This window comes from Microbacterium resistens NBRC 103078 (assembly GCF_001552355.1).
GTDB classification, from domain to species: Bacteria; Actinomycetota; Actinomycetes; order Actinomycetales; family Microbacteriaceae; genus Microbacterium; species Microbacterium resistens.
Genome location: NZ_BCRA01000070.1, coordinates 1 through 24,829, shown reverse-complemented (window position 1 = coordinate 24,829; position 24,829 = coordinate 1). Strand labels below are relative to the sequence as shown.

The following is a 24,829-nucleotide window of genomic DNA, read 5'->3' as shown; positions in this document are numbered from 1 at the left end:
GTCATATCGAAGAACGTCAATGTATGGAGGTCGGAGTGAATCCCGTCGTCATCATCGGTGCCGGTCCACAGGGCCTGGCTGCCGCAGCTCACCTGCTTGAGCGGGGCCTCGAACCGCTCGTCCTGGAATCGGGCGACGCCGCCGCGGCTGCCGTTGCTGAGTGGGGCCATGTCCGCCTGTTCTCGCCGTGGACGGAGCTCACCGACGCTGCCTCGCGACGCCTGCTGGAGCCCACCGGGTGGTCGGCTCCGACGCAGGGCTACCCGACCGGTGCGCAGTGGATCGAGCAGTATCTCGCGCCCCTCGCCGACGCCCTCGGCGACCGCGTGCGGCACGGGGTACGGGTGGTCGGCGTCGGCCGCAAAGGCCGAGATCTCTCCGTCGACGCGGGCCGCGCGGAGCAGCCCTTCGTCGTCCACGTCGAGCGCGCGGACGGCACCGAGGAGCGGATCGAGGCGCGCGCGGTGATCGATGCCTCGGGCACGTGGCGCACACCGAGCCCCGCCGGAGCGGACGGGCTCCCCGCGCTCGGGGAACGGGCCGCAGTCGATGCGGGGCTCCTGGAGCATCGCATGCCCGCGATCGAGGACGCGACCGCGCTGGCCGGCCAGCACGTCGTGGTGGTCGGCAACGGCCACTCCGCCGCGACGGCGATCGGCATGCTCTCTCGCGTGGCCAAGCGCGAGCCGGGGACGCGGATCACCTGGGTGCTGCGCCGTGGCACGGTCGGCAACACCTTCGGCGGCGGCAGCGCCGACGAGCTGCCCGAGCGCGGAGCTCTGGGCCAGCGCGCGAAGAAGGCCGTCGAAGACGGTCTAGTCGATCTCGTCACCGGGTTCCGCACCGAGCAGGTCGTCGTCGACGGCGGCCAGGCGGTGCTCGTCGCGGAGGACGGCCGCCGGCTCGCACCTGCCGCTCGGGTGTTCGTCGCCACCGGCTTCCGCCCCGACCTGTCCTTCCTCTCAGAGATCCGCCTCGACCTCGACATGCGCCTGCAGGCCCCCTCGAAGATCGCTGCGGAGGTCGACCCGAACGTGCACTCCTGCGGCTCCGTCCGGGCCACCGGCGCGGCCGACCTCGAGCAGCCCGAGCCGGGGTTCTACATCGTGGGCGCGAAGTCCTACGGCCGTGCGCCGACTTTCCTCGCTCTGACCGGGTTCGAGCAGGTGCGCAGCGTCGTCGCCGCGATCGCCGGGGACCGCGAGGCGGCGGAGCGAGTGGACCTCGTTCTGCCCGACACGGGCGTGTGCGGCGGCTCGGGGCACTTCGACGCGCCCGACGAGCAATCCGCTGCAGGGTCCTGCTGTGCTCCTGCGCCGCAGCTCATTCAACTGGAGGCAGCACCCCTGGTCCACTGATAGCCAAATAGTCAGCACCTGCTGTATAGTTCAGCGTGTGCTGACTATTGCTTCTCGCCTCGACGTCATGAACCGGCTCGGCCGGGCCATGGCGGACCCGACCCGCTCCCGGATCCTGATGTCCCTGCTCGACGGTCCGAGCTACCCGGCCGTGCTCTCGCGCCAGTTGGAGCTGACCCGCTCGAACGTCTCGAACCACCTGACCTGCCTGCGCGACTGCGGCATCGTCGTTGCCGAGCCTGAGGGCCGGCAGACCCGCTACGAGATCGCCGATCCGCATCTCGCGGCGGCGCTCACGGCGCTGGTGGACGTGACCCTGGCCGTCGATGAGCACGCGCCGTGCCTCGACGCCGAGTGCACGGTGCCGGGTTGCTGCGGGGCGGGAGCGGGCGAGTGAGCGCGGCGTGCGGCTGCGACGAGCCGGAGATCATGGCAGGCGAGGAGTCCGGGGAGGCGGAGCGTCCCTGGTGGCGTGATCGCGGGATCATGGTCCCGGTCTTCTCCGGCGTCGCCTTCCTCACCGGCCTGGTCCTGGAATGGGCAGGCGCGGAGATCCCCGCGCTGGTGCTGTTCTGGATCGGCCTGCTGCTGGGCGCGTCGACATTCACGCCCGGCGCGATCCGGAAGCTGTTCAAGGGCAAGCTCGGCATCGGCCTGCTGATGACGATCAGCGCGATCGGCGCGGTCATCCTCGGCTACGTCGAAGAAGCCGCGGCGCTGGCGTTCCTGTACTCGATCGCCGAGGCCCTGGAGGACAAGGCGATGGACCGCGCCCGCGGCGGGCTGCGGGCGCTGCTCAAGCTCGTCCCCGAGACCGCGACCATCCGCCAGGACGGCGCATCGGTCGAGGTCGCCGCGAAGGACCTCCAGGTGGGCCAGCTGATGCTGGTGCGGCCGGGCGAGCGGATCGCGACCGACGGCATCGTCCGCACCGGGCGCTCCAGCCTGGACACCTCTGCGATCACCGGGGAGTCGATCCCGGTCGAGGTCGAGCCCGGCGACTCGGTCTCCGCGGGTGCGATCAACACGGCGGGGGCGCTGGAGGTCGAGACGACCGCGGCGGGCACCGACAACTCGCTGACCACGATCGTCGAGCTCGTGGAGCAGGCGCAGGCGGAGAAGGGCGACCGCGCCCGCCTCGCCGACCGCATCGCCAGGCCCCTGGTGCCCGGCGTGCTGATCCTCGCCGCCCTGGTCGCGGTGATCGGATCGCTGCTCGGCGACCCGGAGCTGTGGATCACCCGCGCTCTGGTGGTGCTGGTGGCGGCGTCGCCGTGCGCGCTGGCGATCTCGGTGCCGCTGACCGTGGTCGCCGCGATCGGGTCGGCGAGCAAGTTCGGCGTGATCATCAAGTCCGGTGCCGTGTTCGAACGGTTCGGCGTGATCCGCCACGTCGCCGTCGACAAGACCGGCACCCTCACCCGAAACGAACCGGCCGTCACCGCCGTGCTCACCGCCGACGGGATCACTGAGGCGCAGGCGCTGGCGTGGGCGGCCGCCCTCGAGCAGCACAGCACCCACCCGCTCGCCGCCGCGATCACCGCCGCCGCTCCGGATGCTCCCGCGGCCGATGCCGTGACCGAGCAGGCCGGGCACGGCATCGAGGGCAAGCTCGACGGCGCGCGGATCACCGTGGGCAGTCCCCGCTGGCTGGACGCCGGGAGCCTCGGCGACCGGGTCGCGGGCCTGGAGGAGCAGGGCATGACGGTCGTGATCGTCCACCGCGACGGCGTCCCGGTCGCCGCGATCGGCGTCCGCGACGAGCTGCGCCCCGAGGTCCCCGAGGTCGTCGGCACCCTCGCCGCCCAGGGCGTCGGGATGACGATGCTCACCGGCGACAACGCCCGCACCGCCCGAGCGCTGGCCGCGCAGGCCGGGATCGAGGACGTGCGCGCGGAGCTGCGCCCCGAGGACAAGGCCGCCGCGATCGACGAACTCGGCAAGAAGAACGGTTCGGTGGCGATGATCGGCGACGGCATCAACGACGCCCCCGCCCTGGCCGCCGCGGACATCGGCATCGCGATGGGCGCGACCGGCTCCGACGCCGCGATCGAGTCCGCCGATGTCGCGTTCACCGGCCACGACCTGCGCCTGCTGCCCCGCGCGTTCGACCACGCCCGCCGGGGCCGACACATCATCAACCAGAACATCATCCTGTCGCTGCTGATCATCACCGCCCTGCTCCCACTCGCCCTCTTCGGCGTCCTGGGCCTCGCTGCGGTGGTGCTGGTGCACGAGATCGCCGAGGTCATTGTGATCCTCAACGGCCTGCGCGCCGCCCGGACTCGGAAGAGCGCCGTATGACCGCGCAGGACTCCGTCGTCGAGGGGACGAGCGCGAAGGAGCACAGTCCATCGACGGGGCGCAGACGTGCGCTGGGCCTCGCGCTCGTCGTGGCCGTGCTCGCCCTGGCCGTGGACCAGGGGTCGAAGGCCCTCGCCGTGGCGCAGCTGACTTCTGGCGAGCGGGTCCCGCTGGTCGGCGACCTCTTCGGCCTGTCGCTGGTCTACAACCCCGGGGCCGCGTTCTCGCTCGGCTCCGGGGCCACCTGGATCTTCACCCTCGTCGGTCTGCTCGCCGCCGTGATGGTGGTCATATTCGCAGTGCGGCTGCGCGGCGCGAGGTGGGGCGTCGCGCTGGGCTTGGTCCTCGGCGGCGCGGTCGGCAACCTCGTCGACCGGCTCGTGAACCCGCCCTCGTTCGGGCGGGGGCACGTCACCGACTTCCTCGCCTACGGCGACCTGTTCGTCGGGAACGTCGCCGACGTCTTCGTCGTCGCCGGCGTCGGGCTGGTCTGCGTGAACCTTGTCCTGCCGACTCCTCGTACGACAGCCGATGGCGAACCATACGGAGCCCGCCCCATGAAGGTCGAACTGCTGCACATCGTCGACTGCCCGAACACGGCCGTCGCCGAAGCCAATGCGCGCGCAGCGCTGGACGCTCTCGGACTCGAGGCCGTGCCTGTCGAGCTGGTGACGATCCGGACCGAGGCCGAGGCGGTGAGCACCCGGTTCGGAGGCTCGCCCACGATCCTCGTCGACGGTGTCGACTTGTTCCCGACGGCACCGGTGCGCTCGCTGGCGTGCCGGGTCTACGCGACAGAAAGCGGCTACGCCGGAGCGCCCACGCAGGAGCATATCGAAACGGCGCTGCGAGGCACGTCCCGGTAGAGCGAGAACGGGCTGTAACGCGATCGACAGGGCACGCCTCACGGCACAACGGTGTTCGCCGTATGGTTCGCGGACCCGGAAACACAGCGGTGGGGCAGGGCCATTGGCCGCCGCTCCCTCCGCTGCTCGCAGCTCCTCAGACGAGCAGTTCCGCTAGCAGCGATTCGACGCGGCCCTTGATCTCGTCACGGATCGGGCGCACCGCCTCGATGCCCTGACCGGCCGGGTCGTCGAGCTTCCAGTCCTCGTACCGCTTGCCGGGGAAGAACGGGCAGGCGTCGCCGCAGCCCATGGTGATCACGACGTCGGAGTCCTGCACGGCCTCGGTGGTGAGCACTTTGGGCTGCTCGGCGGTGATGTCGATGCCCTCTTCGCGCATCGCCTCGACCGCGACGGGGTTGATCTGGTCGGCGGGCATGGACCCGGCGGAGCGGACCTCGACGCGATCGCCCGCGAGCTCGCGGAGCCAGCCGGCGGCCATCTGCGAGCGGCCGGCGTTGTGGACGCAGACGAAGAGAACGGAGGGCTTCTGGTCAGTCATGGTGGTTCGCTTCTTTCAGTCGGTGAGCGTGGCGAGGAGGCCGCGGACGCGGCCCTCGATGTCCTGGCGGATCGCGTCGACCCCTTCCGGGGAGGCAAGGGCGGGGTCGCCGACGGCCCAGTCCTCGTACCGGACCCCGGGGATGATCGGGCAGACGTCACCGCAGCCCATGGTGACCACCACGTCGGCCGCGCGCACGGCGTCGTCAGTGAGCGGCTTCGGGAACGCCGTCTCGGCCTCCTGCTCGCCTTCGATCTCGACGAGCAGCGACCTCACGTGCGGGTGCACGTCAACCGCTGGCGTCGACCCAGCGGACCGCGCGACGACGCGGCCGTCGGCGAGCTGGTTGACGATCGCGGCGGCGAGCTGGGAGCGGCCCGCGTTCTGCACGCAGACGAACAGCACCTGCGGCACCCCGGTAGCCCTGTCCCGAGTCAGGTCGGCCAGGCGCTGCCGGGCGAACCGTTCGGTCAGCGGGATCATGTGCGCCGTCAGCTTGGCCGAACGCACCAGGCCGGCGTAGGACTCGCGCACGATCGCCATCACGAGGTCCCGGTTCAGCCCGGTCAGCTCGTCCGCGAGCTCTTCGGCGAGATGGGTCACGCGGGCGTCCATCTGCTGCAGGGCCTCGGCCCGTGCTGCGGTGTCTTCGGGCTCGTCGGTGACGGCCGCGGCGGGAGCGAACGCGTCGAGGAGGGCCGCGACGGCGCGCTGCTTGCCCGGTGCGATGCGGTAGTACACCCAGGTGCCGCGCCGCTCGGACAGCAGCATCCCGGTCTCCTTCAGCACTTTCAGGTGGTGCGAAACGGTCGGCTGGGACACCTCGGCGAGGTCCGCGAGGTCGCACACGCAGGACTCGCCGCGCGGGTCGGTCGCGATCGCGGAGAGCATCCGCAGCCGCAGCGGGTCAGCGAGCGCTTTCAGCGCCCCGGCCACGGTCGTGGCGGCCTCGGTGCCGATCGCGTGCGCCGTGGACGGCGCGCACGCGTCGTCGTCAGAGATGACGGTCGTGTCGGTCATGACGTCCTCGATTCGGTGGCGTAGGGGTCGGTGTGGAACCATGCTCGTGCGGCCCAGAGCGAGACGTAGACCAGCCCCACGAGCACGGGGACCTCGATGAGCGGGCCGACGACCCCGGCCAAGGCCTGGCCGGATGCCGCGCCGAAGGTGCCGATCGCGACCGCGATGGCGAGCTCGAAGTTATTGCCCGCGGCGGTGAACGCGAGCGTCGTGGAGCGCGCGTAGCCCAGGCCGAGTGCCTTGCCCAGCAGGATGCCGGCGAACCACATCAGCGCGAAGTAGACCAGCAGCGGCAGCGCGATCCTGGCGACGTCCATCGGGTGGGAGGTGACCTGTTCGCCCTGCAGGGCGAACAGCAGCACGATCGTGAACAGCAGCCCGTAGAGCGCCCACGGCCCGATCCTCGGGAGGAACTTCCCCTCGTACCAGTCGCGCCCCTTCCGCTTCTCGCCGATGAACCGGGACGCGAACCCGGCCACCAACGGGATGCCCAGGAACACGAGCACGTTCAAGGCGATCTGCCAGACCGAAATCTCCAGTCCCTGCGCATCCAGCCCCAGCCAGCCCGGCAGCACGGTCAGGTAGAACCAGCCCAGCACCGAGAACGCGACGACCTGGAACACCGAGTTGATCGCGACCAGCACCGCGGTCGCCTCCCGGTCGCCGCACGCGAGATCGTTCCAGATCACGACCATAGCGATGCACCGGGCGAGGCCGACGATGATCAGCCCGGTCCGGTACTCCGGCAGATCCGGCAGGAAGATCCACGCGAGAGCGAACATCACCGCAGGCCCCACGAGCCAGTTCAGCACCAGCGACGAGACCAGCAGCTTCTTGTCCCCGGTGACGGCGGCGACCTTGTCGTAGCGGACCTTCGCGAGCACCGGGTACATCATCACCAGCAGGCCCAGCCCGATCGGGATCGAGATCCCGCCGACCTCCATCGCAGAGAGCGCGTACGAGAGCGCGGGCACGAAGCGGCCGAGCAGGAGGCCCGCGACCATGGCGAGACCGATCCACAGCGGCAGCCACTTGTCGAGCGTGGAGAGCCGTTTCGGGGCGGTACTGGTCAGGGTGTCGGTCATGCGAGCAGCTCCTCGATCTTCGCGATGTAGACGGGCTTCGGGTGCGCGCCGATCAGCACGTCCACGCGTTCCCCGTCCCGGTAGAAGCCGAGGGTCGGGATCGAGGTCACGCCGGCCGCGGTCACGGTCCCGGGGTTCTGGTCGGCGTCGACCTTCACGATCTTCACCCGGCCCGCGTACTCGCCGGCGAGCTGGTCCAGGATCGGGGCGATCGCCCTGCACGGGCCGCACCAGGCCGCCCAGATGTCGACCACGACCGGTAGCTCGGACTCGATCACCTCCGCCTGGAAGGTGGCGTCGGTGATGGGGGTGACGGCGCTCATGCGGAGACCTCCAAAGCAAGCTCAGAGACGGTGGCGGGTGCGAGGTTCGACAGGTAGTGCTGGGCGTCCTGCGCGGCCGCGCAGCCGGTGCCCGCGGCGGTGATCGCCTGCCGGTACGTGTGATCGACGAGATCCCCGGCCGCGACCACCCCAGCCAGGTTCGTCCGCGTGGACGGGTGCGCGACACGAACGTAGCCGTCCGCGTCGGTGTCTACCTGGCCCGCGACGAGCTCGGAGCGCGGATCGTGCCCGATCGCGACGAACACCCCCGTCGCGTCGAGCGTGCGCTGGGCCCCGGTGACGGTGTCGCGCAGCCTGAGCCCGGTGACCTGCTCGTCGCCGAGGATCGCGGCGACCTCGCTGTTCCAGGCGACCTCGATCTTCGGGTCGTCGAGCACGCGCTGCGCCATGATCCTCGACGCCCGGAACTCGTCCCGGCGGTGCACCACGGTCACCTTCGATGCGAACCGGGTGAGGAACAGGGCCTCCTCCATCGCGGAGTCCCCGCCACCGACCACGACGATCTCCTGCTCCCGGAAGAAGAACCCGTCGCAGGTCGCGCACCACGACACACCGTGCCCCGACAGCCGTTCTTCCTCGGGCAGGCCGAGCTTGCGATACGCGGACCCCATCGTCAGGACCACCGCTCGCGCCCGGTACGTCATCCCGGCACCGGTGACGATGGTCTTCACGTCGCCGTCGAGATCGAGGCGGATCGCGTCGTCGTAGACGATCTGAGCGCCGAACCGCTCGGCCTGCGCCCGCATCGACTCCATCAGCTCCGGCCCCTGCACGCCGTCGACGAAGCCCGGGAAGTTCTCCACCTCGGTCGTCGTCATCAACGCACCACCCGCCGTCACCGAGCCCGCGATCACGACCGGGGCAAGCCCCGCGCGTGCGGCGTAGACCGCGGCGGTGTATCCGGCGGGACCGGACCCGACGATGACCAGTTCGACCTCTTGATTCGACATGCTTCTATATTGACATCTATCGAATCAGATCGCGAGTCCATGCCGGCTTCGTCACCGGATGTTCACCCACCGTGCTCAGGCAGGGTCACCGACACCCCTCGTGCGTGCCCCCGCATCATCGACGAACAATGCGCGAAAAGTGCACTCTTCAACAATCGGACCTACCAGTATCCATCCTGGGCCGCTTCAGCGCCTGGCAAGAGGTCTACTCGATCGACGAGTCCTTCCTGCGTCTGCGTGGGACGCCGGAAGAGCTCGAACCGCTCGGCCAGGAGATCCGCCGCACCGTCATGCAGCTCACCGGCGTGCCCGTGCGCGTCGCCATCGGGCCGACGAAGACGCTCGCCAAGGTGGCCGCACTCGGGATCAAGAAGCAGCCGGCGATGAACGGCGTGCTCGACCTCGCGCGCTACCCGGACGAGCAACTCACGCGGATCCTCGACACGATCCCCGTGACCGACCTCTGGGGCGTCGCCGGGCGCACCGGCAAGCGCCTTGCGGCTCTCTCGATCCACACGGCGCGTGAGCTCCGGGATGCCGACGCGAAGTGGATCCGCAAGCGCTTCTCGGTGGTCATGGAGCGCACGGTAATGGAACTGCGCGGCGAGAAGTGCATCGACCTCGAGCTGCACCCGCCGGCGGCGAAGGAGCAGCTGATCTTCTCGAGATCCTTCGCGAAGAAGATCTCCACTCTCGACGAAATGGCACAGGTCATCTCGCTCTACGCCCAGCGAGTGAGCAGCAGACTCCGCGCTCAGGGATCCGTCGCGGGACACCTCTCGGCCTGGGCGTCAACGGGTTGGGCCGACACCGGCACCGTCTCTCACACGGCCCACGTCGCTGTGCCCCTGAGCGTCCCCACCGACGATCCGATCACGCTCACCAAGGCCGCCCGCCGGCTCCTCGACGACGTGTTCCCTGTCGCCGGCATCCGCTACGCGCGCGCCGGCGTCGTGCTCACGGACCTCCGGGATGCTCGCAGCGTGCAGGTGCTCGACGTCTTCCGACCGGAGTTCGAAGGCCGCGGCGTCGGCAAGGCGCTCGACGACGTCACCCGGAAGCTCGGCGTCGGTGCCGTCGGCGTGGGGCTCGGAGGCATGAAGGCCCCGACCTCCTGGGAGATGAAGCGCGCGATGCTCTCGAAGCGCTGCACGACCCACTGGGACGAGCTCCCGGTCGCGATCGCCTGACGGCACTTCTGCGCCTCACTCCATCGCGGGGAACCCGTCCGGCTCTCCCACACATCCGCCGAGCCATGTATTCATCGCGTTGTCGCAGCCGACGCCAGTTGCCGCGAACGGTGTCCGGACCGTGTAGACGAGGTACGAGCCTGCGGTCACGGGCTCGTCGACGTCGACCGTGGTGTGCGCGGTGTTCGGAGCGCCCGGCGTAGCGAGCGCGCATCGATCCGGCTCATCCTCGGGCGGTGTGCCGTCGGGGTCGATCCACCACAGGACCGGCGTGAACTCGGTGGGGCCCACCGCTCCCGCGTCGGGAGTGAGGACGTCGAAGAGGAGCTGACCGCACGTCGAGTCGCCGGCGGTGTTGCCGCCGAGCCATGCGGCGACGGATGCGCCGTCCGTGAGCTCGTCGGGCACGGGGTAGAGCTCCGTGGCCTGCAGCCAGCACTGCTGCCAGTAGAACATCACGATGTCCTGCTCGCCGTCGCCGTCGCTGTATCGCGGCGCGAGCGAGCAGGCCACCTCGGTCCAGGAGCGCACCGGATCGCCAAGCTGCTCCAGCGGAGCGCGGAACTCGTCCTGCTTCGCGAGCAACGTCTCGCGCTCCGCAGGGAGGCTGTCGACGAGCTCGTGTGCGCTGTTGGTGTGGATGATCCGGAGGATCGGTCCTGGCGCGAAGGCGATGAGCCCTACGAGGACCAGGACGACGATGGTTCCGGTGAGGAAGCGACGCCGTGGTGACCACGGTGCTGCTTCCTGTGTTCCCGGCTCCGTCATCTCGTCCATGCCTTTCACGATATCGAGGCGTTTACCGCCCCCGTCATCCACAACGCGCCCGCGACGATGCAGGCGATCGATGCCACCAGGAACACGACGTAGGTCGCTCGCCGGCCGTGCTCTCTCGGCGCGGACCAGAGAAGGTCTACCGACGCGCCCAACCCGTTGGCGGCGACGCCAAGAGCGAGACCAGGTCCGCCGAGGAGACCGCCGGTCACGAAAAGAACAGGCAACGCGCTCACCAGCACCATCGCCGTCCGCGACCAACTCCGGGCCGGGTGCCCGTGTCGTCGGAAGAGAGCACCGAGCGCTGTGAACCCAGCCCAGGACCCGAGCATGCCCAGAAGAGTCACGACGAAATAGGGCAACGGTGAGAGGGCCAGCGGATCCGAACTGGATAGGTCTCCCGTGACCGCCATAAGGGTGAGCGCTCCGATGAGCAAGAACCCGATCATCGACAATCCGGCGATGGAGCCGGGAGCGACCCGGGTGGTGGCGGTCTTGTCGTGCTCCGATCTCCGATTCACTGTGACCCGCTCCTCTCGTGCAGCACCAGTCTGCCAACAGATGTCACGACGGGCTCGCCGGGCTACTTCGTCTCGTTCGGATGATGCGTGTGCACCTGCTCGAGGAACACCGTGCGTCCGTCGACGTAGAACCAGACGCGGGCGCTGCCCTTGGTCGTGGGCTTGTGCTGCCAGCGCTCGAAGCTCGCACTAGCTCGCGTGATCGTGCCGAGCTCGCCCTTGAGGCGGTAGTTCGTCGGCGTCGTCGCGTGCGGCGTGCGGGTGAGGAAATCCCACGTCTCGGTCATCGCGTTGCGGATGGTCGCGACGAGATCCTGCCAGCCGCGGCGCGCGTCTGCGGTCGCGAAGCGGATCTCGTACTCGACCTTCTTCGGCGGGCGCGGGACCAGCTCGCCCTTCTTGGCAGCCGCCACGACTACGGGCGCTCCACCGGCTCGCCCAGCTCGGCGTCACCAGCGGCGTCAGCGTCGTCGAGCCACTCCAGGTCGGCACTACCGAGACCCGCAGCAACTGCCGTCGCGGTTTCCTTCCAGCTCGTCAGCTCTGCGATCGCCAGGTGCGGCTGATCGGTCGAGAACGACGCACGGGCAGCGTCGACGAGCTCCTGCGCGCAGGTCTCACGATCAGCGGGCGACAACGCGAGCATCCATGGGAAGACCTTCGCCATGCGCTCTGCGAGCGTGCCCTGATCGTCGAGGGTCACCGTGATCAGCTGCGCCGCGAAGTTCAGGAGCCTCGCGCGCCCCTCGGCCTCGCGCTGCGACATCAGCACCAGCGCCTCACCGTCGCGACGGGTCACCGTAACCGGGTGATCCTCAGCCTCGGCGAACACCTCAGCGGAGTGCTTGCTCAGGTCCGAGGAACGCCGCGTGCGCGTGGGGATGGTGGCGGTGATGCTCATGTGCTCAGTCTATTCGGAACGTATTCGGAAGTCCAGATGAAGCCGGTGACGTCGGGCAGCATCGCCCCGCTGCAGCGGGATCCTCACGTCGACCAGCCAGCCACCCTGTTCTCTTGGCCCGGCCTCCGCGAATCCGCCGAGTAGGCGGGCGCGCTCGGTGATGCCGACGATGCCCTGGCCGGAGCCGTGCGCGAAGGTGCTCTCGCTGCTCCCGTCGTCGCTCACTCGCAGCTGAACCTCGTCGGCGGTGACGGCGAGCCGGAGTTCGACCCTCGTCGCGTCGTTCGCGTAGCGCAGCGCGTTCGTCAGCGCCTCTTGAGCAATCCGGTAGATGGCGGTGCGCAGGTTCGGCGACAGCCCTGTCTCCGTGCCGTCGCGCACGAGCACGACGGGTAGGTGCGCGGTCCGGAAGACCTCGACGAGCTCCTCCAGCGACGGCACGTTGTAGCCGGAGTTGTCCAGCGCATCGCCGAGCTTCTCGTCCGATGTCCGTAGCACGCCGAGAGCGGGGGACGGGGCGAGCGTCTGGCCTGCTCGCGTTGCATGGGCTTGACAGAACACCGTGCCGGAAGCCTGGTGGCTCCGGCACGGTGTTATACGGGGTCGGTCAGTTCTCCGGCCACTGCTCTCCGACGTAGTAGCCCGCGTCGCGCAGATGCTCAGCTTGCGCGCGAAGCCACTGCGCCACCTCAGGGTCGCCAGACCACGTGGCGGCGGCGTAGTCGAAAGCGGACGCTGCTACGTGAGCGCCGAACTTGCCCTGAATCGCATCTATCCGCGCGTTGTACTGGTGTGAGATGAACTGCTGCCCGGTTTGATAATTGCGAGCAGAGACTGGCATCCAGGTATCTGGAAGTCCGCGCCACCCGCATGCGCAGGCCGGCACGAGATCACCTTCAATCGACTTGAGCTTCGCTTCGATGATCTCCCGCGACGCGAGGTCATGCCCGCTATGCTTCGTGAGAACCTGGATGACCTCGCTGTCCTCATCGCTGATGACGTTCACGGGCTCCCAACCTGCGAAGACGTGCTCAGCCATGTCACGACTGCTCATGGTCGCGTTCCTACTCTCGCTCGATTCGTCGAGGTTAGTCGATGTCGCTGACATCGGGGAGAGGGTGTGCTCGGCCGGCCTCCATGAGCCGATTGAGTTTGTTTCGCCAGAATGCCCGTGAGTAAAAAGCACCGCTCGTTTGCGTGCACAAACGACGAACTGTCTGCTCCTAATTCGACCAAGGGAGCAGGACTGCGTCGCTTTAACGCTGTCACCGCAGATCGCTGAACGGATCCAGGATTCCCTGTCCCCCGTGCTCAGGGCAGACCCAGGCGATCCGAACCCCGGTGCCGTCGGCGCTCAGTGACGTGTCCGGCTCGCAGTCTCCGCGGCACGTAGAGCAGATTCGGTAGCTATCGTCCGTCGGCACGCGGACCTCGAGGCCGTCCGGCTCATTGATCCGCTCGTAGCCCATGCTTACGAGCCTAGGCTGTACCTAGAGGAGGAACCATGGGCATCGACGAGCGCTACGCATGGCTGCCCGACCATCACCTCCCCGTCGCGGCGACCCTTGCACATGCGGACGAGATCATCGGACAGGTCGCTCAGATCCTCTTCGACTACCAGAGCCGTCCGGAGGGAATCTTCCAACTGCGCGAGGTGCCTATGGTTACCCACAGTCAGACAGTCGTCACCGCTGTGTCGCCGATCCCGCGCAAGGTCCCGCTACTGGTCGCGGATGCGCTGGTCACGCTGCGCAACGCTATCGAGCACGCGCTGTTCGCCGAGATCGAGTTTCGTGACGGTGCGCTGGGAGAGAAGGCTGCGAAGACCGTGGAGATGCCTGCCGCCCGGACCTACGACGACTTCGACGGTTGGGTCAACGGTCGGAAGAAGAACGGTCCTCCCTCCTTGCGCCGCGGGAGTGAGCTTCTTCGCCGGATAGAGGGGCTGCAGCCCTTCCACCGAACCAAGGCTCCCCAGGAGCATCCGCTGGCGCTCCTGGCCCTGCACACGAACCACTCCAAGCACCGTGCGCCGGCGGTCACCGCAGTCCGGCTCGCAGCGATCCATCGTGAAGATCGCAAGCCGCCGTCGCTGGCGGATGTCGAGCATCGACCCGAGGTCCCGCTGCAGGTAGGCGAAGTGATCGCGGAGACCCCCAGGGGCCAGCAGATCCCTGTCGCGCTGTTCCCGACTATCGGCATCAACCGCCCAGGCACCGAGCGCTGGCCCGTGCTTATGAAGGAGCTTGACGAGCTCGCGACGTGGGTGCGTACGCAAGCAGTGCCCCGACTGATCACCGGAACGGATCCGCCGGCTCCTGCTCTGCCGCCCAGGTTCGAGATCGTCATTGGCCACGACGATGACCGGAGTGCGCTCAGTGGGGGATCAACACTGTCCGCGGCGCAACTGCACAGCGACCGGCTCAGCGCCGCGATGGTCCGCAGGGACATGACGGAGACGCTCGGCCAGATGGACGATGCGCCGGATGAGAAGCAGCTCGCAGCCTGGCTTGACAGCCTCTCCGATCAAGAGATACTCGCGCGAATGCGAACGCTCAAGATGACGACGAACTACGAGCCCGACATCGTGCTCGCCAACGTCGCGGTGCTCGAGGCGATGCGCGATGACGCCCGACGATTCGCTGGTCTAGACGTTGAGCCCGAGTAGATACCGTGGCGCAGAGAGGAGCCAGCTACACAACCTCTCCGCAGCTCATGTGGGTGGTCGCGCGGCACTGATCGTACGCGTCTCATGAACATCTCCTTGACGAGACAACGGTGACCCCGGGCCGGAGCAGTTCAATCCGGGCATCGGAAGTGTCTCATGTGAGGCACTTCCAAATCTGGACTTTCTGAGACAATCCGTCGTGGCACGGTGGATGTATGCACGCTCACGACGTCTTCGCCGAGTTCTATGCGGTGGTGCTCGAGCATCCTGCTGGCGGTCCGCTGCGCTGGTCGCCGAGTCGCCAGGGTTGGGTGCGGCCCGCGGGTCACGGCTGGGCCGATACCGTCGTTGCCGGGGATGCAGTCGATGAGCAGCAACTCGCCGCGGCGATCGAGGCTGTCAATGCGTTTATCGCCGAGCGGGTCTGCCAGGAATGCGGTGCCGCGGCGACCGGGGAGCTCCACTACGTGAGCGTGGGCGTCATGGGCGCACCCGTGATCTCGTGTCTCCAGCTGCCGACATTCGACGTTGTCGACTCCGCGAAAGGCACCGGAAGGCTAAAGCACTGGGGCTCGCCCTTCGGCTGCGACGCCGTGGGTGGCCCAGCACTACTCAGGAGCGAGGTCGCGGGTTTCGGGCGCGACGTGATCGCCGGGTTCGTGTACGGCAGACCGCTGTCGGTCCGTCAGATGCTGGAACGCTCGTGGTGCTCTCGGTGCCGACGCGCCGCGCGGAGCGTCTTCGAAGCGCACGTAGACGAGGTGGGTGCAGAGAACCGCGGCTTTGAGGTGCATCGGTCAGCGCTACGGCGTCTCGCCCGTCTCCTCGAGCAGGCTGCCGGCTGAGAGCGCTGACGCGTGTCGGTAGTACGTGGCACGTGACCAGCCGACGAGGCGGACTGCCCTCGTCACGGTCAGCTTCTCTGAATCGACCAGGTGCTGGACGGTGCGAACCTTGCGTGCGACATCGTCCGGATCGACGGGCGGCCGCCCGAACTTCACGCCTCGTGCTCGGGCCGCGTCGACGCCGGCCTGGACGCGCTCCTGGATGAGCTCACGCTCGTACTCCGCGAAGGTGGCCATCAGGTTGAGCATCAGTCGGCCCTCGCGGGTCGACGGGTCGATGCCGTCCGTAAGCGATCGGACCTGGACACCGCGCTCGGTGAGCTCATGCACCGTCGAGATCACATCAATCATCGACCTGCCGATCCGGTCGACGCGCCAGACGACGAGTTCATCGCCCTCGCGCAGTCGCATGTCCAGTGCCGCCCAGCCGGGCCGCGACTGAGTGAGCTTCGCCCCCGAGATCTGATCGGAGTGAATGTGGCGCGCATCGACGCCGGCATCCATCAGCGCCCGGCGCTGAAGATCGTCGCTCTGCTTGTCCGACGTCGACGTCCGCGTGTAGCCGTACTCCATCGCTCAGGCCTGCTTCGAAACCTTGCGCATGGCCTCGAGCCAGATCCTCATGGCCCTCCACATCCCGCTGGTCCTCTCCACGGGGAGAATGGCGATGACCCGAGCCTCGTCGTCACGGTCGGCGACCTCGTAGTGGTGGACCTTGACCTCGAGAAGCTCTCCGTCGGCACCGACGCTCGCTTCGGCAGTGATGCTGAAATCGTTCGTGAGGAAGACCTCGAACGAGGCGACGAAGATCATGCTGTGCATTTCGCGGAGCACCGACTCTTCGAAGTCAGCTGCAGTGCTAAGGAGGCGGTCGAACTGGTCGACGCAGGCCTGCAGGGTGATGTTGTTGTCAGTCATGGTTTCTTTCCAATCTCGAATCAGCACGGAGGTGGCGAAGGTTTCACCGGTTCCTGTCCTTCTGGTGGTTTTCTCGGCGTGCAGCGGGCGCATGGGCGACGCCGGTGTCACGGCCTGTCACGTGGTCACAGCTCCATCTCTTTGTCTCCCCTGTCTCTGGTCTCGAGGTCTGCAACACGCGCGCTGTTCTTCTGGATGATGTGTTCGCGGCGCTCGTGGGAGCGAGAGTCGTAGATGCCCGCTGCGAGGTCCGCGTCGATGCGTGCGACGTATCCGAGCTCGAATCGGAGATCGGCCTTCATCGTGCGGAGCTTGACGCGCAGGCGCTCCGCGCCGTCGCGGAACCCGTGCGGATCCTCGTTGACCTGCGTCTCGTGCTCGGTGACGGCTGCTCTCAGCCGCTTTGCACGATCGAATGCCCGCGCTCGTTCCTCGGCCAGTGACGCTCGAGCTGTCAGGAGGGCGTGCAGTTCAGGGTCCAAGTGGCCGACGACGTGGGCGAGGAGCGCAGGACCGATGCCGATCGCGGTGGCTTCCTGTTCGAAGGCGGCGCGTTCCGCGCTCGTTCTCGGCGCTCGGCCGCGCCAGCGCTCCTCGAACTGGGCGAGAGCGTGGACGCGACGTCGTCGAGTGTCCGTAGGCGCTGAAAGTTCCCAAAGCGCGGAGCGGAACGGAGCCGCCGGGTTCTCAGGCTTCGCCGGACGGGAAGAGATGAAACGCCGACGCACATACGGAGCGGCGTGTGCCTTCTCATCGACCGAAGCTGCGGCGGGCTCCGGTCGGGACGCTCGTGTGGCAGATGCCCAGGCTCTGTCCGACTCGGCCTGGAGTTGCTCGATGAGCGCACGCTGCCGGGCAGCGGCCTTGTCGAGACGCTGTTGCTGTTCGAGAGAGCGCGCCGACGGCTGCTTCGACACGGCGGTCCGCTCGGCCCGTTCGTGCTCGCGCACGTTCCGCTCGATCGCCGCTTCGACGTCTTCACGGCGGAAGCCGTCGCCGAGACCCTTGTTCGTACCAGGACGGCCGCCTCGCCGCACATGGGCACGTGCCGGCTCAGCGAAGGTACCGTCCGGCTGCGTGAGCATCATGCCGAAGCTCACGTCCCGTCCGCGAGCGGTGATGGTGACGCGGTACTCGCGAGCAATCTCGGAGAGTTCCTCCCAGGACTGGAACCGCGGATCCGAGAGGGCGTCTTTCACGCGGGCCTCCAGCTCGATCTCCGAGAACCGCTCGACGGGAGGAGCCATGCCGATGTCCGCGGCGATCATCCGGTCGCGCTCGGTGAGCTGGTAACGATCGAACTCGCGCAGCCGCCGGTTCTCGCGTGCCTGCGCTGCCGGCGTCGAAGTGTCGCGATGCAGCCGCACGGCGTTCTCTGCCGCGGTGATCCTCCGCTGGCGCTGGCTCGGCGACAGCGTCGCGGTCTCTGAATCCGCGATCACAGCAGCACGGGCAGCCGTCATCGCCTGCTCGGCTTCCTGCGTCTTCAGCGCCATGTCCGTGCGCTGCGTGAAGCCGTTGGAGGCGAGGACGCGATCGTGGGCGATGGCGAGTCGGCTGTGAGTGACGATGTTGCTGTCGATGCTCTTCCCGGTCTCCGGGTGCACCGCGCCGATGATGATGTGGTTGTGCACACAGCCAGAGCGGCCGTTGATCTCCGTCGCGATGAGCGCGGGATGACCCGGGAAACGATCCTCGGCCAGCGCCCGGCCCAGCTCGTGAGCTATGGTCCATGACTCCGGATCGTCGGGGTCGAGCTCGTCGCGGCTGAAGCTTTGGATCAGGCAGTATGCCTGGACGTACGTCGACTCGTAAATCGCCCGGCCATTCGCGTCGCGCGCAGGCACAGGGTTGCCGCTCGTGTCGCGCAGGATGGTGCCGGCTGAGTCCGTCAGCGCGCGCGGACGCACGCCGTCTTTACCGTGGCGTACGCGGATCTCCTGGAGCCGCTTCTCGAAGAGCGGCACCCAGGCGTTGAGTGCCGAGATTGCGACGGCGTCCTTCTTGGCATAGTTCTGCGCTCGGCCACTCGTGTACGTCGACTGCGAGGAGACGTTGGCCATCAGAGCACTTCGCCGGAGGCTTCCGCGTCCGCTGCAGCCTCCAGAGTGCTGACCAATTCGACGAGAGCGGTCTCCATGCGCTCGAGCGCAGTCAGTGACGACTGGGCTGCGTCGAAAGCAGCGAGCATCTCCGTGCGGGTGACCGGGCCGTCGTCAAAGTTCATCTTGCGGAGGATGCCGTACATCGACCCTCGCGCGTGCACAACCGCGTTCCTGCACTCGTTCAGCCCGTTCCAGAGCTCCTGCGGCACCTCGACGACGCGAGAGGGCGTCCACGCCTCCGGCTGACCCGCGAGGATCCGCGCCGCTCGCTCGTTGTCGCAGAGGAGCAAACGCACGGCCTCCGAGAAGTCAACGCTCTCCACCGGCATGCGGCGCTGTTTGGCGAGTGCGCTACGCATCCGGTGGACTGCCGCTTCCTCGGCGTCACCGAGACGCAGCGCACGCTGACGTCCGAAATTGACGGGCTTCGGCCGACGCTGCTTGCCGGTGCTGCGGGGAGCGGACATCGATGGGATCCTCTGGATGGATCCCATGCGTCCGGCGTCCGGGAGAGCTGAGGGTCGCCGCCACCCAAAGAGATTCGAGTGTGGACGGTGGCGCTAATACGACCTGCTGTCTCTACGACCTTAACCCGCCCCGTACCCCCTCGCAACAGACGCAACAGAGCACCCGTACCCCCTCGCAACAGAGGCGAGGACCAGTTTGATCCGTATGACAGATAACCTCGCATGCTCGGTCATCTGTCCTCCGGATCTGGTCCATCGCGCTGCGCGCTCTCCACGGAAATCGGCTCCCGCTGGACCTCCCCACCTCGCTCCGCTCGGAGGGGCCCCCAAGAATCCAGTGTCGCCAGAGGCAGGTCGCAGCGACGGGCCAGTTCGCGTAGATACATCCTCATCCGGCGGCCAGACGCTGCCTGGCAACGGCACCATGATGCAGGCGTCTGCACCCTGAGATGCCCTCAAAGTGTCTCTGTGGAGACATCTCGGGCACACCGGGCAGACGCGAAAACGCACACGAAGCGGGTGTCCCGCCAAGAGCTTCCGAGTGTCCACGACGAGACGCCTCAGCGTCTCTGAGGTGTCTCCGGGGAGCACGCGCTCCTCGTTGTTCCTCATGCGTCCCCGAGGTGTCTCTCGCGCGTCATTCATGCGTCCCTCGGGGTGTCCGCCCGGCGCGCGTGCTCCGAGGCGTCTCGCCGTGTCTCCTCGGCGTCTCTGAGGCGTCGCCGACGGGTCCTCCCGAAGGCGCATGCTATGACGCGTCCCTGAGGTGTCCCGTGTTCCCGAGTGTCGCCTGCGGGCACGAGCTCGGCGTGTGCGGATGCATCCGCATCTGGGCAGCCCGGCTCCGCCGGGTGCCTGCGCGGACCCGGTCAGGAGGAGGGGCAGGTGATCAGTCTCCGGCTGGTTGCGCGTCCAGCATCGGCGAGAGCATCGAGTACGAGCTACTGCCGATCTCGCGCGTCCCGGAAACGACGCCTGCGCTCACAGTCGCCCGGTACAGGCGGATACTGACCAGACGCTCCTCACGCACATCCAAAGTTCTATCGGGACCGCAATAGCTTCAGCCCCGCAGCACCACCATGACCAACGCACCCTAACCCATGTACTGGATGGAGCCGCCGTCAGGGAAGTAGAGCCGTTCACTTGGTCCAGTCCGCTGACTCGTCTCCTCAGGCGTGCTCATCGAAGGCAGGGCCTTCAGACGAGCAGCGTTCTCTGCGCGAAGCTCTTCGGCCCGGGCCTCTTCATCATCCGGCAGGAGCCGCAGGCCCTGCCGGAACCGCCTCGCGCCAGTCCTCTGGGGCGGATAGCCGAGCGCGTCGAGTCGCTTCCCGAACAATCGTTCGCCGAGGATGTGCTCGCGCATGACGCCGTTCGCTCGGCAGAACCTCTGGTAATCGGTGTGCAGCACCTTCGTGGTGTCACTGTCCCTGTCTGAGCAGCCGTCCTCACAGCGTTCTGCAATGAAGATGCTCACCGTGTCCTGGTCGGCCTTGTACTGCTCGGTCGCGTCGAGCACGCGAGGGGCAGGCACCAGCCCGTTGGTCAGGTAGTCCTCGAGCCCCGACAGCGCCCACGCCAGGATCGCGCTCGCTGCACCCTTCAGCTTGTTGCTCAGACGGGGGTCGCGCTCATCAGGCGGCACCACAACATCCCACGGCACGTTGCGCACTCGCTCCCATACCGCAGGATCATCGGCGGGAAGCTGAGGGGCGTGATTGGTGATGAGGGCGAGCTGGTGCGAAGGGTCGAACTCGACGGTGGTCTTGCTGTGCACTCCTCGAGCCTTGATCCGATCGCCGCCCGTCAGCGCCTTCACCCGCGCCGAGTCGAGCTCGGCGGATTTCGCCGTCTCCGACATGAACACGAGTCGTCGAGCCCGCAGGCCCAGCAACGCAGGGTTGGGCTTATCTGCGGTGGCATTTCGATCGATGTTGAACAGGTTCGGGTTCGCGACTGATGCATAGTCGCCGAGTGCGTGGAGAAGCGCTCCGTAGAACACGCCCTTGCCGTTGCGACCCGCGCCAGTGAGGATCGGCAGCATGTGCTCCAGCTGCTCGCCAACGAGGCCGAGGCCCCCAGTCGTCTGCTGCAGGTAGCGCCGCACCGCCTCGTCGGGCAGGCTGCGCTTGAGAAACGCATCCCAGAGATCGGACTGAGCGGCAGGGTCGTATTCGCCTGCTGTGATCTGCGTCATCCGGTACAACGGGTCATGGGGACGCACGGTGAGATCGCGCCAGCTGACGCCTTGCTCCAGTTCACGGAGGTCAAGCACGCCTGTTGGCGTATTGAGCAGCCACGGATCGGCGTCAAGCTCCTCGGCATCGACCGTCAAACTCTCGATGGTTGACATCAGGCGGACGACCCCAGCGAGACCACTCGACGTTTGGGACCTAAGTAGGTCCGCCAGGAGTTCCTTATCGCCAAGCGCGTCCGGCGCAAGCCGCGCGATGGCGTGCGTGACGGCGCGCGTGATGGCCTTGTCCTCGACATCGGGAACCAAGCGCTTGCCAGTCCAGCGGTACCAACCGAGACCGGCCACGTGGATGAAGCGACCAACACAATCGGCCGCGACGAGATGTGCGATCCGAGCATGCGATCGAAGCAGCTGCGCGGCCTCGAGCAGCCGTGCCCGCTCGTCGACGTGCCGAGTGAGCGGGTCGTCATCGAAGACCGGGGCGAGTTCGCAGTCGTCGTTAGCGACTCCCGCGAGATCTGAGATAATTGACGTAGGCATGAGGCGATCTCCTCTTCAGATCAGCCATGTCGGGGTCGGCGAGTCACCAGCTCGTCGGCCCCAAACTTTTTCAGGGATGGAGCATGAAGAAACCCCACTTCAGCTGGGCTCTTCTCACGGGATCGCGAGCAGAAGGCGCAACTCAGCGCGGCGCTCGTCGCTCAGGCGCGGCCAAGTTGCGACAACGGAGGCGGCGACGGAGGCGAGATCGCTGTACTCCGCGGCGATCTCCGCCGCGCGAAGCTCGGCGGGATCCGTCCCGGCGACCGCAGCGAGATCGGACTCGCGAACCTTCCAGTACTTACCGATACGCACGGCGGGGAGCTCGCCAGAATGGATGCGGTTGAGCAGGTACTGACGGGATCCGTAGCCTGCATCCGTGAGCTCACGGAGGGTATAGAGACGGAGCGAGCTGTCCATCACGGTGGCAGTCATGGCGAGCGGGCCTCCAGGCAGTACAGGACGCTCTCTGCGCCCCGCTGTCTCAGCTACGCTCTGGCTGAGCTCCGCCCGAGTCCGTAGCTCGGCCGCTAATCGCTCTGGCCCATCCGGGGCCCGGTGATATCTACACTACCGGAAAAATGTGATCTCAACACTATGTTGACCATAAAATGTTGCTATCACAGTTCACCCTCATCTTAGGAGACACCGATGCCCACCCCTTCGGAGATCTTCGTTAGCAACGTTCGTGCCGCTCGCAGGGGCGCGGCTCTGAGCCAAGCGGAGCTGGCCGACATGGTCACGCCACTCGTCGGCCGCACCATCGACAGCTCGGCGGTCACCCGGATTGAGCGGGGCGATCGCGCAGTACGCCTCGACGAGGCGGTTGCGATCGCAGAGGTTCTAGAGATTCCTTTGGCAGTGCTCATCGGCTCAATTGACGTCGAGCTCGAGCTCTACCGCGCAGAGCTCGAGCTCGAGGATGCAGAGCTCAGACTGCGGCAGGCGCGTGAAGAGGTCAAACGCCGCGAGCAAAAGGTCATGGAGGCAAAAGAGCGGGTCACGGAGCTCCACAACCGCGAGCATCTTGACGAGCTCAGAGCTCAGCAGCTCTGACGGCCTCCGCCCGGGGGGAGGGCTCGCGGCTCGCCCGCACCGGTTGGAGTGGGGCAATGCCGGGGCATGACGAAGCTAGTGACGTTAGTGACGCGGCAAGCTCGTTCTCCCATATACCCGCCTGTGAAAACTCAGAGTTCCTAACGTCACTAACGTCACTTTCCCAGATCAACCGGCATCTGCTTGACACAAGCCAACCGTCCGTCCCTGCGTCCAGGCCCGGGCGAGGGACGAGCCCGGGTGGAGAGCGGACGCGAAGAGCGACGGCGCGCAGCAAGGTAGGTCGCGCGGCACGTGGTCTTCAAGCGACGGGCCGCTCAGGCGGATGCCACCCGGGTGATCGCCGAGCGCCGACTTGAGGGACTGCGATCGCACGCAAGTGCACCCTGGCTCAACGACTGCGACGGCAGTGCCGGGACGGGAGCCATGAAGTACACGAGCACCCGGCCTGCGGCCGACTCTTCTCCATCCACCGGAGTTGACTACTCAATGAGTACTCTCTAGCCTTGCCTCATGAACGAGCGCACCGATCGACGTACTGAACTGGACCTCACACAGACCGAGGCCGCCCGCCGCGCAGGCGTCTCCCTGGCCACGTGGCGGCGCTGGGAGGAAGACCCTAGCTCGGTCAGCGAGAAGACGCGTCGCGCCTGTGAGAGCGCCCTAAAGAGCATCTCCGAGTCCGATCTCGCACTCTCCAAGGAAGTGGCCGCGTTCACCCGAGCGTGGCAGGACTCTCCACGCCTCACGCCACGGCAGGCGTACGCCATCGCGCTGGAGCTCGACATGTGGGACGACCTGCATCTGTCCTCCTGGATCAGCGATCCGAGCGGACCGCTCTACGACGTCCCGCCGTTCGACGAGTTCGACCTCCGCGTCATGATGCTGGTCGGGGCGAATCGTGCCTGGGCCGAGGCGGTCCGCCGACGCTGCCGCTTGCTCTCCGACGAAATTGAGGCCGGGGTGCTGCCGTTCGACCGACCGGGTCCGCTCATCGACGAGGTGCTGATCGGTGCGGCGCTCGCTGGTGCGCAGGCGTCCCTCGAAGACATGCCGGAGATCTTCGAGCGGGTCCCGGCACGCGAGGCCATCCACGACGAGGTCGAAGACGAGTACGTGCTCGGCGACGACGACTGGGATGCTGTCTCGGACGGGTTCGACGATGCGTGCAGGTGGGACGAGTGGGAGGTCCCGCTCCGGCACGGTCATCCGCTCCTGCCCTCCATCCTGGCCGAGCGCCACCCCTTCACTTGGTTCGACCGCGTCGAGCCCACGGGGCCTGGTTACATACAGAGGCTCTCGGGTCTCGTCGTCGAGGACTGAGTCGGTCGACCACTGCACGCCCGGGAGGGTCACATGGCCCTCAACCCGCCCGCAGTGCGCCGTCGCCGCAAGACCGGCGAGGTTGAGGCCTTGCTCGATGCTCTCGACGACCGGCGTAGCCGCGTCACGACGTGCCGGTCGGAGCGTCCTGCTCACGCTCCCGCCATGTTCAGAGACACGGGATCCTGCGCGCCTTCTTCGTCGGCGTCGTCACCCGCGACGAGATACACGAGCGCCTCGATATTCATCCCGACGCCGGGAGCCGCGGCGGTGCTCTGCTGGTTCGCATCGCCGTGCTGAGAGTCGCAGTGGGTCGCGGTGTAAATACGCTTTAGCCCCGCCACGGTGGCCATCGTGGCGATCGCGTACTCCGCCGTCGCGGCGCCGCGATCGTCGCCGAAGAGCGCGGCCGAACGCCGGCGGGTCAGTGGGGGAAGCGGCGGTGCGCTCGCCGGTACGGGCCGGGCCCTCCGGGAGGACGTGATCGCTGCGCAGGGCGTCGTTCGTGCATCGGTCATCGTGGTGTTTCCTTTCCTCGGGTGTTCCTCTTCTTATGGGGTCTCTTCTCGGCAGTCCGTCCCGGACCTTCCGCCGCGCCGCTCCGCCGCTCCGGTCGCGACGTCGTCCGGTCGCGACGTCGTCCGCTTGTCACGGCGGGACGGGCAACGGGGTCGTCGTCAGCACGCTGAGGACGAGGGGCGCGACGCCGAGCAGGAGGAAGGCGGGCAGCGTGCACACTCCCAGCGGGAGAAGGAGGCGGGCCGAAAGCCGGGCGGCGCTCGTGCGTCCTGCGACCCGCGCCTCGCGCCTGGCCCGGGTCGCGTCCGCTCGGAGCAGCTCGACGGCGGGCACCCCC

At 67.5% G+C, this 24,829-nt stretch carries 28 protein-coding genes and 1 pseudogene; 9 read left to right on the top strand and 20 right to left on the bottom strand.

Going from position 1 to position 24,829, the window contains the following annotated elements:
- The first annotated feature begins 23 nt into the window (after positions 1-23).
- From MR1_RS12315 to lspA, 4 genes are read left to right on the top strand one after another with little or no spacing between them, the layout of a single operon-like run.
- Complete coding sequence (locus MR1_RS12315) at positions 24-1,358, top strand: NAD(P)-binding domain-containing protein (protein ID WP_067247086.1); 1,335 nt, start codon at positions 24-26, stop codon at positions 1,356-1,358.
- Between the two features lie 37 nt (positions 1,359-1,395).
- Complete coding sequence (gene cmtR, locus MR1_RS12310) at positions 1,396-1,755, top strand: Cd(II)/Pb(II)-sensing metalloregulatory transcriptional regulator CmtR (RefSeq protein ID WP_067247079.1); 360 nt, start codon at positions 1,396-1,398, stop codon at positions 1,753-1,755.
- A 32-nt stretch (positions 1,756-1,787) separates the two neighbouring features.
- Entirely contained in the window at positions 1,788-3,662 is a 1,875-nt protein-coding gene (locus tag MR1_RS12305; protein WP_255218147.1) for a heavy metal translocating P-type ATPase, read from the top strand.
- Positions 3,659-4,528, top strand: coding sequence for a signal peptidase II (gene lspA / locus MR1_RS20735; RefSeq protein WP_084344584.1), 870 nt, complete (start codon positions 3,659-3,661; stop codon positions 4,526-4,528). The genes MR1_RS12305 and lspA overlap by 4 nt, the downstream gene beginning before the upstream one ends.
- A 136-nt stretch (positions 4,529-4,664) precedes the next feature.
- Here lspA and MR1_RS12290 read toward each other — a convergent pair whose 3' ends face one another.
- The 5 genes from MR1_RS12290 to trxB are packed head-to-tail and all read right to left on the bottom strand — an operon-like array spanning position 4,665 to position 8,468.
- Positions 4,665-5,069 carry an arsenate reductase ArsC gene (locus MR1_RS12290; RefSeq protein ID WP_067247072.1) on the bottom strand — a complete coding sequence of 135 codons (405 nt, stop codon included), beginning with the start codon at positions 5,067-5,069 and terminating at the stop codon, positions 4,665-4,667.
- A gap of 15 nt (positions 5,070-5,084) precedes the next feature.
- Positions 5,085-6,089 carry a metalloregulator ArsR/SmtB family transcription factor gene (locus tag MR1_RS12285; RefSeq protein ID WP_067247069.1) on the bottom strand — a complete coding sequence of 335 codons (1,005 nt, stop codon included), beginning with the start codon at positions 6,087-6,089 and terminating at the stop codon, positions 5,085-5,087.
- Entirely contained in the window at positions 6,086-7,174 is a 1,089-nt protein-coding gene (gene arsB, locus MR1_RS12280; protein ID WP_067247066.1) for an ACR3 family arsenite efflux transporter, read from the bottom strand. Before arsB ends, MR1_RS12285 begins: the two co-directional genes overlap by 4 nt.
- Positions 7,171-7,497 carry a thioredoxin gene (gene trxA / locus MR1_RS12275; protein WP_067247064.1) on the bottom strand — a complete coding sequence of 109 codons (327 nt, stop codon included), beginning with the start codon at positions 7,495-7,497 and terminating at the stop codon, positions 7,171-7,173. Before trxA ends, arsB begins: the two co-directional genes overlap by 4 nt.
- On the bottom strand, positions 7,494-8,468 hold the full coding sequence (gene trxB / locus MR1_RS12270) for a thioredoxin-disulfide reductase (protein WP_067247060.1): 975 nt from the start codon (positions 8,466-8,468) through the stop codon (positions 7,494-7,496). Before trxB ends, trxA begins: the two co-directional genes overlap by 4 nt.
- A gap of 128 nt (positions 8,469-8,596) precedes the next feature.
- On the opposite strand from trxB, the gene MR1_RS12265 reads away from it, so the two are divergent.
- A complete protein-coding gene (locus tag MR1_RS12265) occupies positions 8,597-9,658 on the top strand; it encodes a DinB/UmuC family translesion DNA polymerase (protein ID WP_084344582.1) in 1,062 nt (353 codons plus the stop codon).
- Positions 9,659-9,673: 15 nt separating this feature from the next.
- Here MR1_RS12265 and MR1_RS12260 read toward each other — a convergent pair whose 3' ends face one another.
- From MR1_RS12260 to MR1_RS12230, 7 genes are all read right to left on the bottom strand, one after another.
- A complete protein-coding gene (locus MR1_RS12260) occupies positions 9,674-10,435 on the bottom strand; it encodes a hypothetical protein (RefSeq protein WP_067247057.1) in 762 nt (253 codons plus the stop codon).
- 5 nt (positions 10,436-10,440) lie between these two features.
- Positions 10,441-10,881, bottom strand: a complete 441-nt coding sequence (locus tag MR1_RS12255) for a hypothetical protein (RefSeq protein WP_157518132.1) — start codon at positions 10,879-10,881, stop codon at positions 10,441-10,443.
- Between the two features lie 134 nt (positions 10,882-11,015).
- Entirely contained in the window at positions 11,016-11,366 is a 351-nt protein-coding gene (locus MR1_RS12250; RefSeq protein WP_067247051.1) for a hypothetical protein, read from the bottom strand.
- A gap of 2 nt (positions 11,367-11,368) precedes the next feature.
- Positions 11,369-11,854, bottom strand: coding sequence for a type II toxin-antitoxin system Phd/YefM family antitoxin (locus tag MR1_RS12245; protein ID WP_067247048.1), 486 nt, complete (start codon positions 11,852-11,854; stop codon positions 11,369-11,371).
- A gap of 9 nt (positions 11,855-11,863) precedes the next feature.
- The gene (locus MR1_RS12240; protein WP_067247046.1) at positions 11,864-12,352 is read right to left on the bottom strand and encodes a sensor histidine kinase; all 489 of its coding nucleotides are present in this window, start codon (positions 12,350-12,352) and stop codon (positions 11,864-11,866) included.
- Positions 12,353-12,461: 109 nt separating this feature from the next.
- Positions 12,462-12,908: a hypothetical protein gene (locus tag MR1_RS12235; protein WP_067247044.1), complete on the bottom strand. Its 447-nt coding sequence runs from the start codon at positions 12,906-12,908 to the stop codon at positions 12,462-12,464.
- Positions 12,909-13,119: 211 nt separating this feature from the next.
- On the bottom strand, positions 13,120-13,323 hold the full coding sequence (locus tag MR1_RS12230; protein WP_067247041.1) for a hypothetical protein: 204 nt from the start codon (positions 13,321-13,323) through the stop codon (positions 13,120-13,122).
- Positions 13,324-13,358: 35 nt separating this feature from the next.
- Between MR1_RS12230 and MR1_RS12225 the strand changes: the two genes are divergently transcribed.
- On the top strand, positions 13,359-14,522 hold the full coding sequence (locus tag MR1_RS12225) for a hypothetical protein (RefSeq protein ID WP_067247033.1): 1,164 nt from the start codon (positions 13,359-13,361) through the stop codon (positions 14,520-14,522).
- Between the two features lie 215 nt (positions 14,523-14,737).
- A complete protein-coding gene (locus MR1_RS12220; RefSeq protein WP_067247031.1) occupies positions 14,738-15,367 on the top strand; it encodes a hypothetical protein in 630 nt (209 codons plus the stop codon).
- Here the strand turns inward: MR1_RS12220 and MR1_RS12215 are convergent.
- The 6 genes from MR1_RS12215 to MR1_RS12190 form a co-directional block, all read right to left on the bottom strand.
- On the bottom strand, positions 15,326-15,940 hold the full coding sequence (locus MR1_RS12215; RefSeq protein ID WP_067247028.1) for a recombinase family protein: 615 nt from the start codon (positions 15,938-15,940) through the stop codon (positions 15,326-15,328). The genes MR1_RS12220 and MR1_RS12215 overlap by 42 nt on opposite strands.
- Before the next feature lie 3 nt (positions 15,941-15,943).
- Complete coding sequence (locus MR1_RS12210) at positions 15,944-16,285, bottom strand: hypothetical protein (protein ID WP_067247025.1); 342 nt, start codon at positions 16,283-16,285, stop codon at positions 15,944-15,946.
- Positions 16,286-16,410: 125 nt separating this feature from the next.
- Positions 16,411-18,348 carry a relaxase/mobilization nuclease domain-containing protein gene (locus MR1_RS12205; RefSeq protein ID WP_067247020.1) on the bottom strand — a complete coding sequence of 646 codons (1,938 nt, stop codon included), beginning with the start codon at positions 18,346-18,348 and terminating at the stop codon, positions 16,411-16,413.
- Positions 18,348-18,857 (bottom strand): hypothetical protein, encoded by a 510-nt coding sequence (locus MR1_RS12200; protein WP_157518129.1) that lies wholly within the window; start codon positions 18,855-18,857, stop codon positions 18,348-18,350. Before MR1_RS12200 ends, MR1_RS12205 begins: the two co-directional genes overlap by 1 nt.
- A gap of 1,093 nt (positions 18,858-19,950) precedes the next feature.
- Positions 19,951-21,594, bottom strand: coding sequence for a DNA primase family protein (locus MR1_RS12195; protein ID WP_067247014.1), 1,644 nt, complete (start codon positions 21,592-21,594; stop codon positions 19,951-19,953).
- A 114-nt stretch (positions 21,595-21,708) separates the two neighbouring features.
- On the bottom strand, positions 21,709-22,029 hold the full coding sequence (locus MR1_RS12190) for a MerR family transcriptional regulator (protein ID WP_067247012.1): 321 nt from the start codon (positions 22,027-22,029) through the stop codon (positions 21,709-21,711).
- A gap of 216 nt (positions 22,030-22,245) precedes the next feature.
- Here MR1_RS12190 and MR1_RS12185 point away from each other — a divergent pair, with 216 nt between their 5' ends.
- A complete protein-coding gene (locus MR1_RS12185; RefSeq protein WP_067247009.1) occupies positions 22,246-22,650 on the top strand; it encodes a helix-turn-helix domain-containing protein in 405 nt (134 codons plus the stop codon).
- Positions 22,651-23,163: 513 nt separating this feature from the next.
- The gene (locus tag MR1_RS12180; protein WP_067247006.1) at positions 23,164-23,973 is read left to right on the top strand and encodes a helix-turn-helix domain-containing protein; all 810 of its coding nucleotides are present in this window, start codon (positions 23,164-23,166) and stop codon (positions 23,971-23,973) included.
- 152 nt (positions 23,974-24,125) lie between these two features.
- Here MR1_RS12180 and MR1_RS20565 read toward each other — a convergent pair whose 3' ends face one another.
- Together MR1_RS20565 and MR1_RS12170 are read right to left on the bottom strand one after the other, a co-directional pair.
- Positions 24,126-24,491 carry a DUF4244 domain-containing protein gene (locus MR1_RS20565; RefSeq protein WP_067247002.1) on the bottom strand — a complete coding sequence of 122 codons (366 nt, stop codon included), beginning with the start codon at positions 24,489-24,491 and terminating at the stop codon, positions 24,126-24,128.
- 130 nt (positions 24,492-24,621) lie between these two features.
- A pseudogene (locus tag MR1_RS12170) lies at positions 24,622-24,829 on the bottom strand (pilus assembly protein TadB); the annotation flags it as partial.

Excerpts from the sequence above, each read along its gene's own strand:
- MR1_RS12285 (WP_067247069.1), bottom strand. The coding sequence starts at position 6,089 with ATGACCGACACGACCGTCATCTCTGACGACGACGCGTGCGCGCCGTCC.
- MR1_RS12245 (WP_067247048.1), bottom strand. The coding sequence starts at position 11,854 with ATGAGCATCACCGCCACCATCCCCACGCGCACGCGGCGTTCCTCGGAC.
- trxB (WP_067247060.1), bottom strand. The coding sequence starts at position 8,468 with ATGTCGAATCAAGAGGTCGAACTGGTCATCGTCGGGTCCGGTCCCGCC.
- MR1_RS12265 (WP_084344582.1), top strand. The coding sequence starts at position 8,597 with ATGCGCGAAAAGTGCACTCTTCAACAATCGGACCTACCAGTATCCATC.
- MR1_RS12235 (WP_067247044.1), bottom strand. The coding sequence starts at position 12,908 with ATGAGCAGTCGTGACATGGCTGAGCACGTCTTCGCAGGTTGGGAGCCC.
- MR1_RS12260 (WP_067247057.1), bottom strand. The coding sequence starts at position 10,435 with ATGGACGAGATGACGGAGCCGGGAACACAGGAAGCAGCACCGTGGTCA.
- MR1_RS12225 (WP_067247033.1), top strand. The coding sequence starts at position 13,359 with ATGGGCATCGACGAGCGCTACGCATGGCTGCCCGACCATCACCTCCCC.
- MR1_RS12230 (WP_067247041.1), bottom strand. The coding sequence starts at position 13,323 with ATGGGCTACGAGCGGATCAATGAGCCGGACGGCCTCGAGGTCCGCGTG.
- MR1_RS12180 (WP_067247006.1), top strand. The coding sequence starts at position 23,164 with ATGAACGAGCGCACCGATCGACGTACTGAACTGGACCTCACACAGACC.
- MR1_RS12185 (WP_067247009.1), top strand. The coding sequence starts at position 22,246 with ATGCCCACCCCTTCGGAGATCTTCGTTAGCAACGTTCGTGCCGCTCGC.
- MR1_RS12290 (WP_067247072.1), bottom strand. The coding sequence starts at position 5,069 with ATGACTGACCAGAAGCCCTCCGTTCTCTTCGTCTGCGTCCACAACGCC.
- MR1_RS12305 (WP_255218147.1), top strand. The coding sequence starts at position 1,788 with ATGGCAGGCGAGGAGTCCGGGGAGGCGGAGCGTCCCTGGTGGCGTGAT.
- MR1_RS12200 (WP_157518129.1), bottom strand. The coding sequence starts at position 18,857 with ATGTCCGCTCCCCGCAGCACCGGCAAGCAGCGTCGGCCGAAGCCCGTC.
- MR1_RS12255 (WP_157518132.1), bottom strand. The coding sequence starts at position 10,881 with ATGATCGGGTTCTTGCTCATCGGAGCGCTCACCCTTATGGCGGTCACG.
- MR1_RS12220 (WP_067247031.1), top strand. The coding sequence starts at position 14,738 with ATGCACGCTCACGACGTCTTCGCCGAGTTCTATGCGGTGGTGCTCGAG.
- arsB (WP_067247066.1), bottom strand. The coding sequence starts at position 7,174 with ATGACCGACACCCTGACCAGTACCGCCCCGAAACGGCTCTCCACGCTC.
- trxA (WP_067247064.1), bottom strand. The coding sequence starts at position 7,497 with ATGAGCGCCGTCACCCCCATCACCGACGCCACCTTCCAGGCGGAGGTG.
- MR1_RS12210 (WP_067247025.1), bottom strand. The coding sequence starts at position 16,285 with ATGACTGACAACAACATCACCCTGCAGGCCTGCGTCGACCAGTTCGAC.
- lspA (WP_084344584.1), top strand. The coding sequence starts at position 3,659 with ATGACCGCGCAGGACTCCGTCGTCGAGGGGACGAGCGCGAAGGAGCAC.
- MR1_RS12205 (WP_067247020.1), bottom strand. The coding sequence starts at position 18,348 with ATGGCCAACGTCTCCTCGCAGTCGACGTACACGAGTGGCCGAGCGCAG.
- MR1_RS12215 (WP_067247028.1), bottom strand. The coding sequence starts at position 15,940 with ATGGAGTACGGCTACACGCGGACGTCGACGTCGGACAAGCAGAGCGAC.
- MR1_RS12195 (WP_067247014.1), bottom strand. The coding sequence starts at position 21,594 with ATGCCTACGTCAATTATCTCAGATCTCGCGGGAGTCGCTAACGACGAC.
- MR1_RS12315 (WP_067247086.1), top strand. The coding sequence starts at position 24 with ATGGAGGTCGGAGTGAATCCCGTCGTCATCATCGGTGCCGGTCCACAG.
- MR1_RS20565 (WP_067247002.1), bottom strand. The coding sequence starts at position 24,491 with ATGACCGATGCACGAACGACGCCCTGCGCAGCGATCACGTCCTCCCGG.
- MR1_RS12190 (WP_067247012.1), bottom strand. The coding sequence starts at position 22,029 with ATGACTGCCACCGTGATGGACAGCTCGCTCCGTCTCTATACCCTCCGT.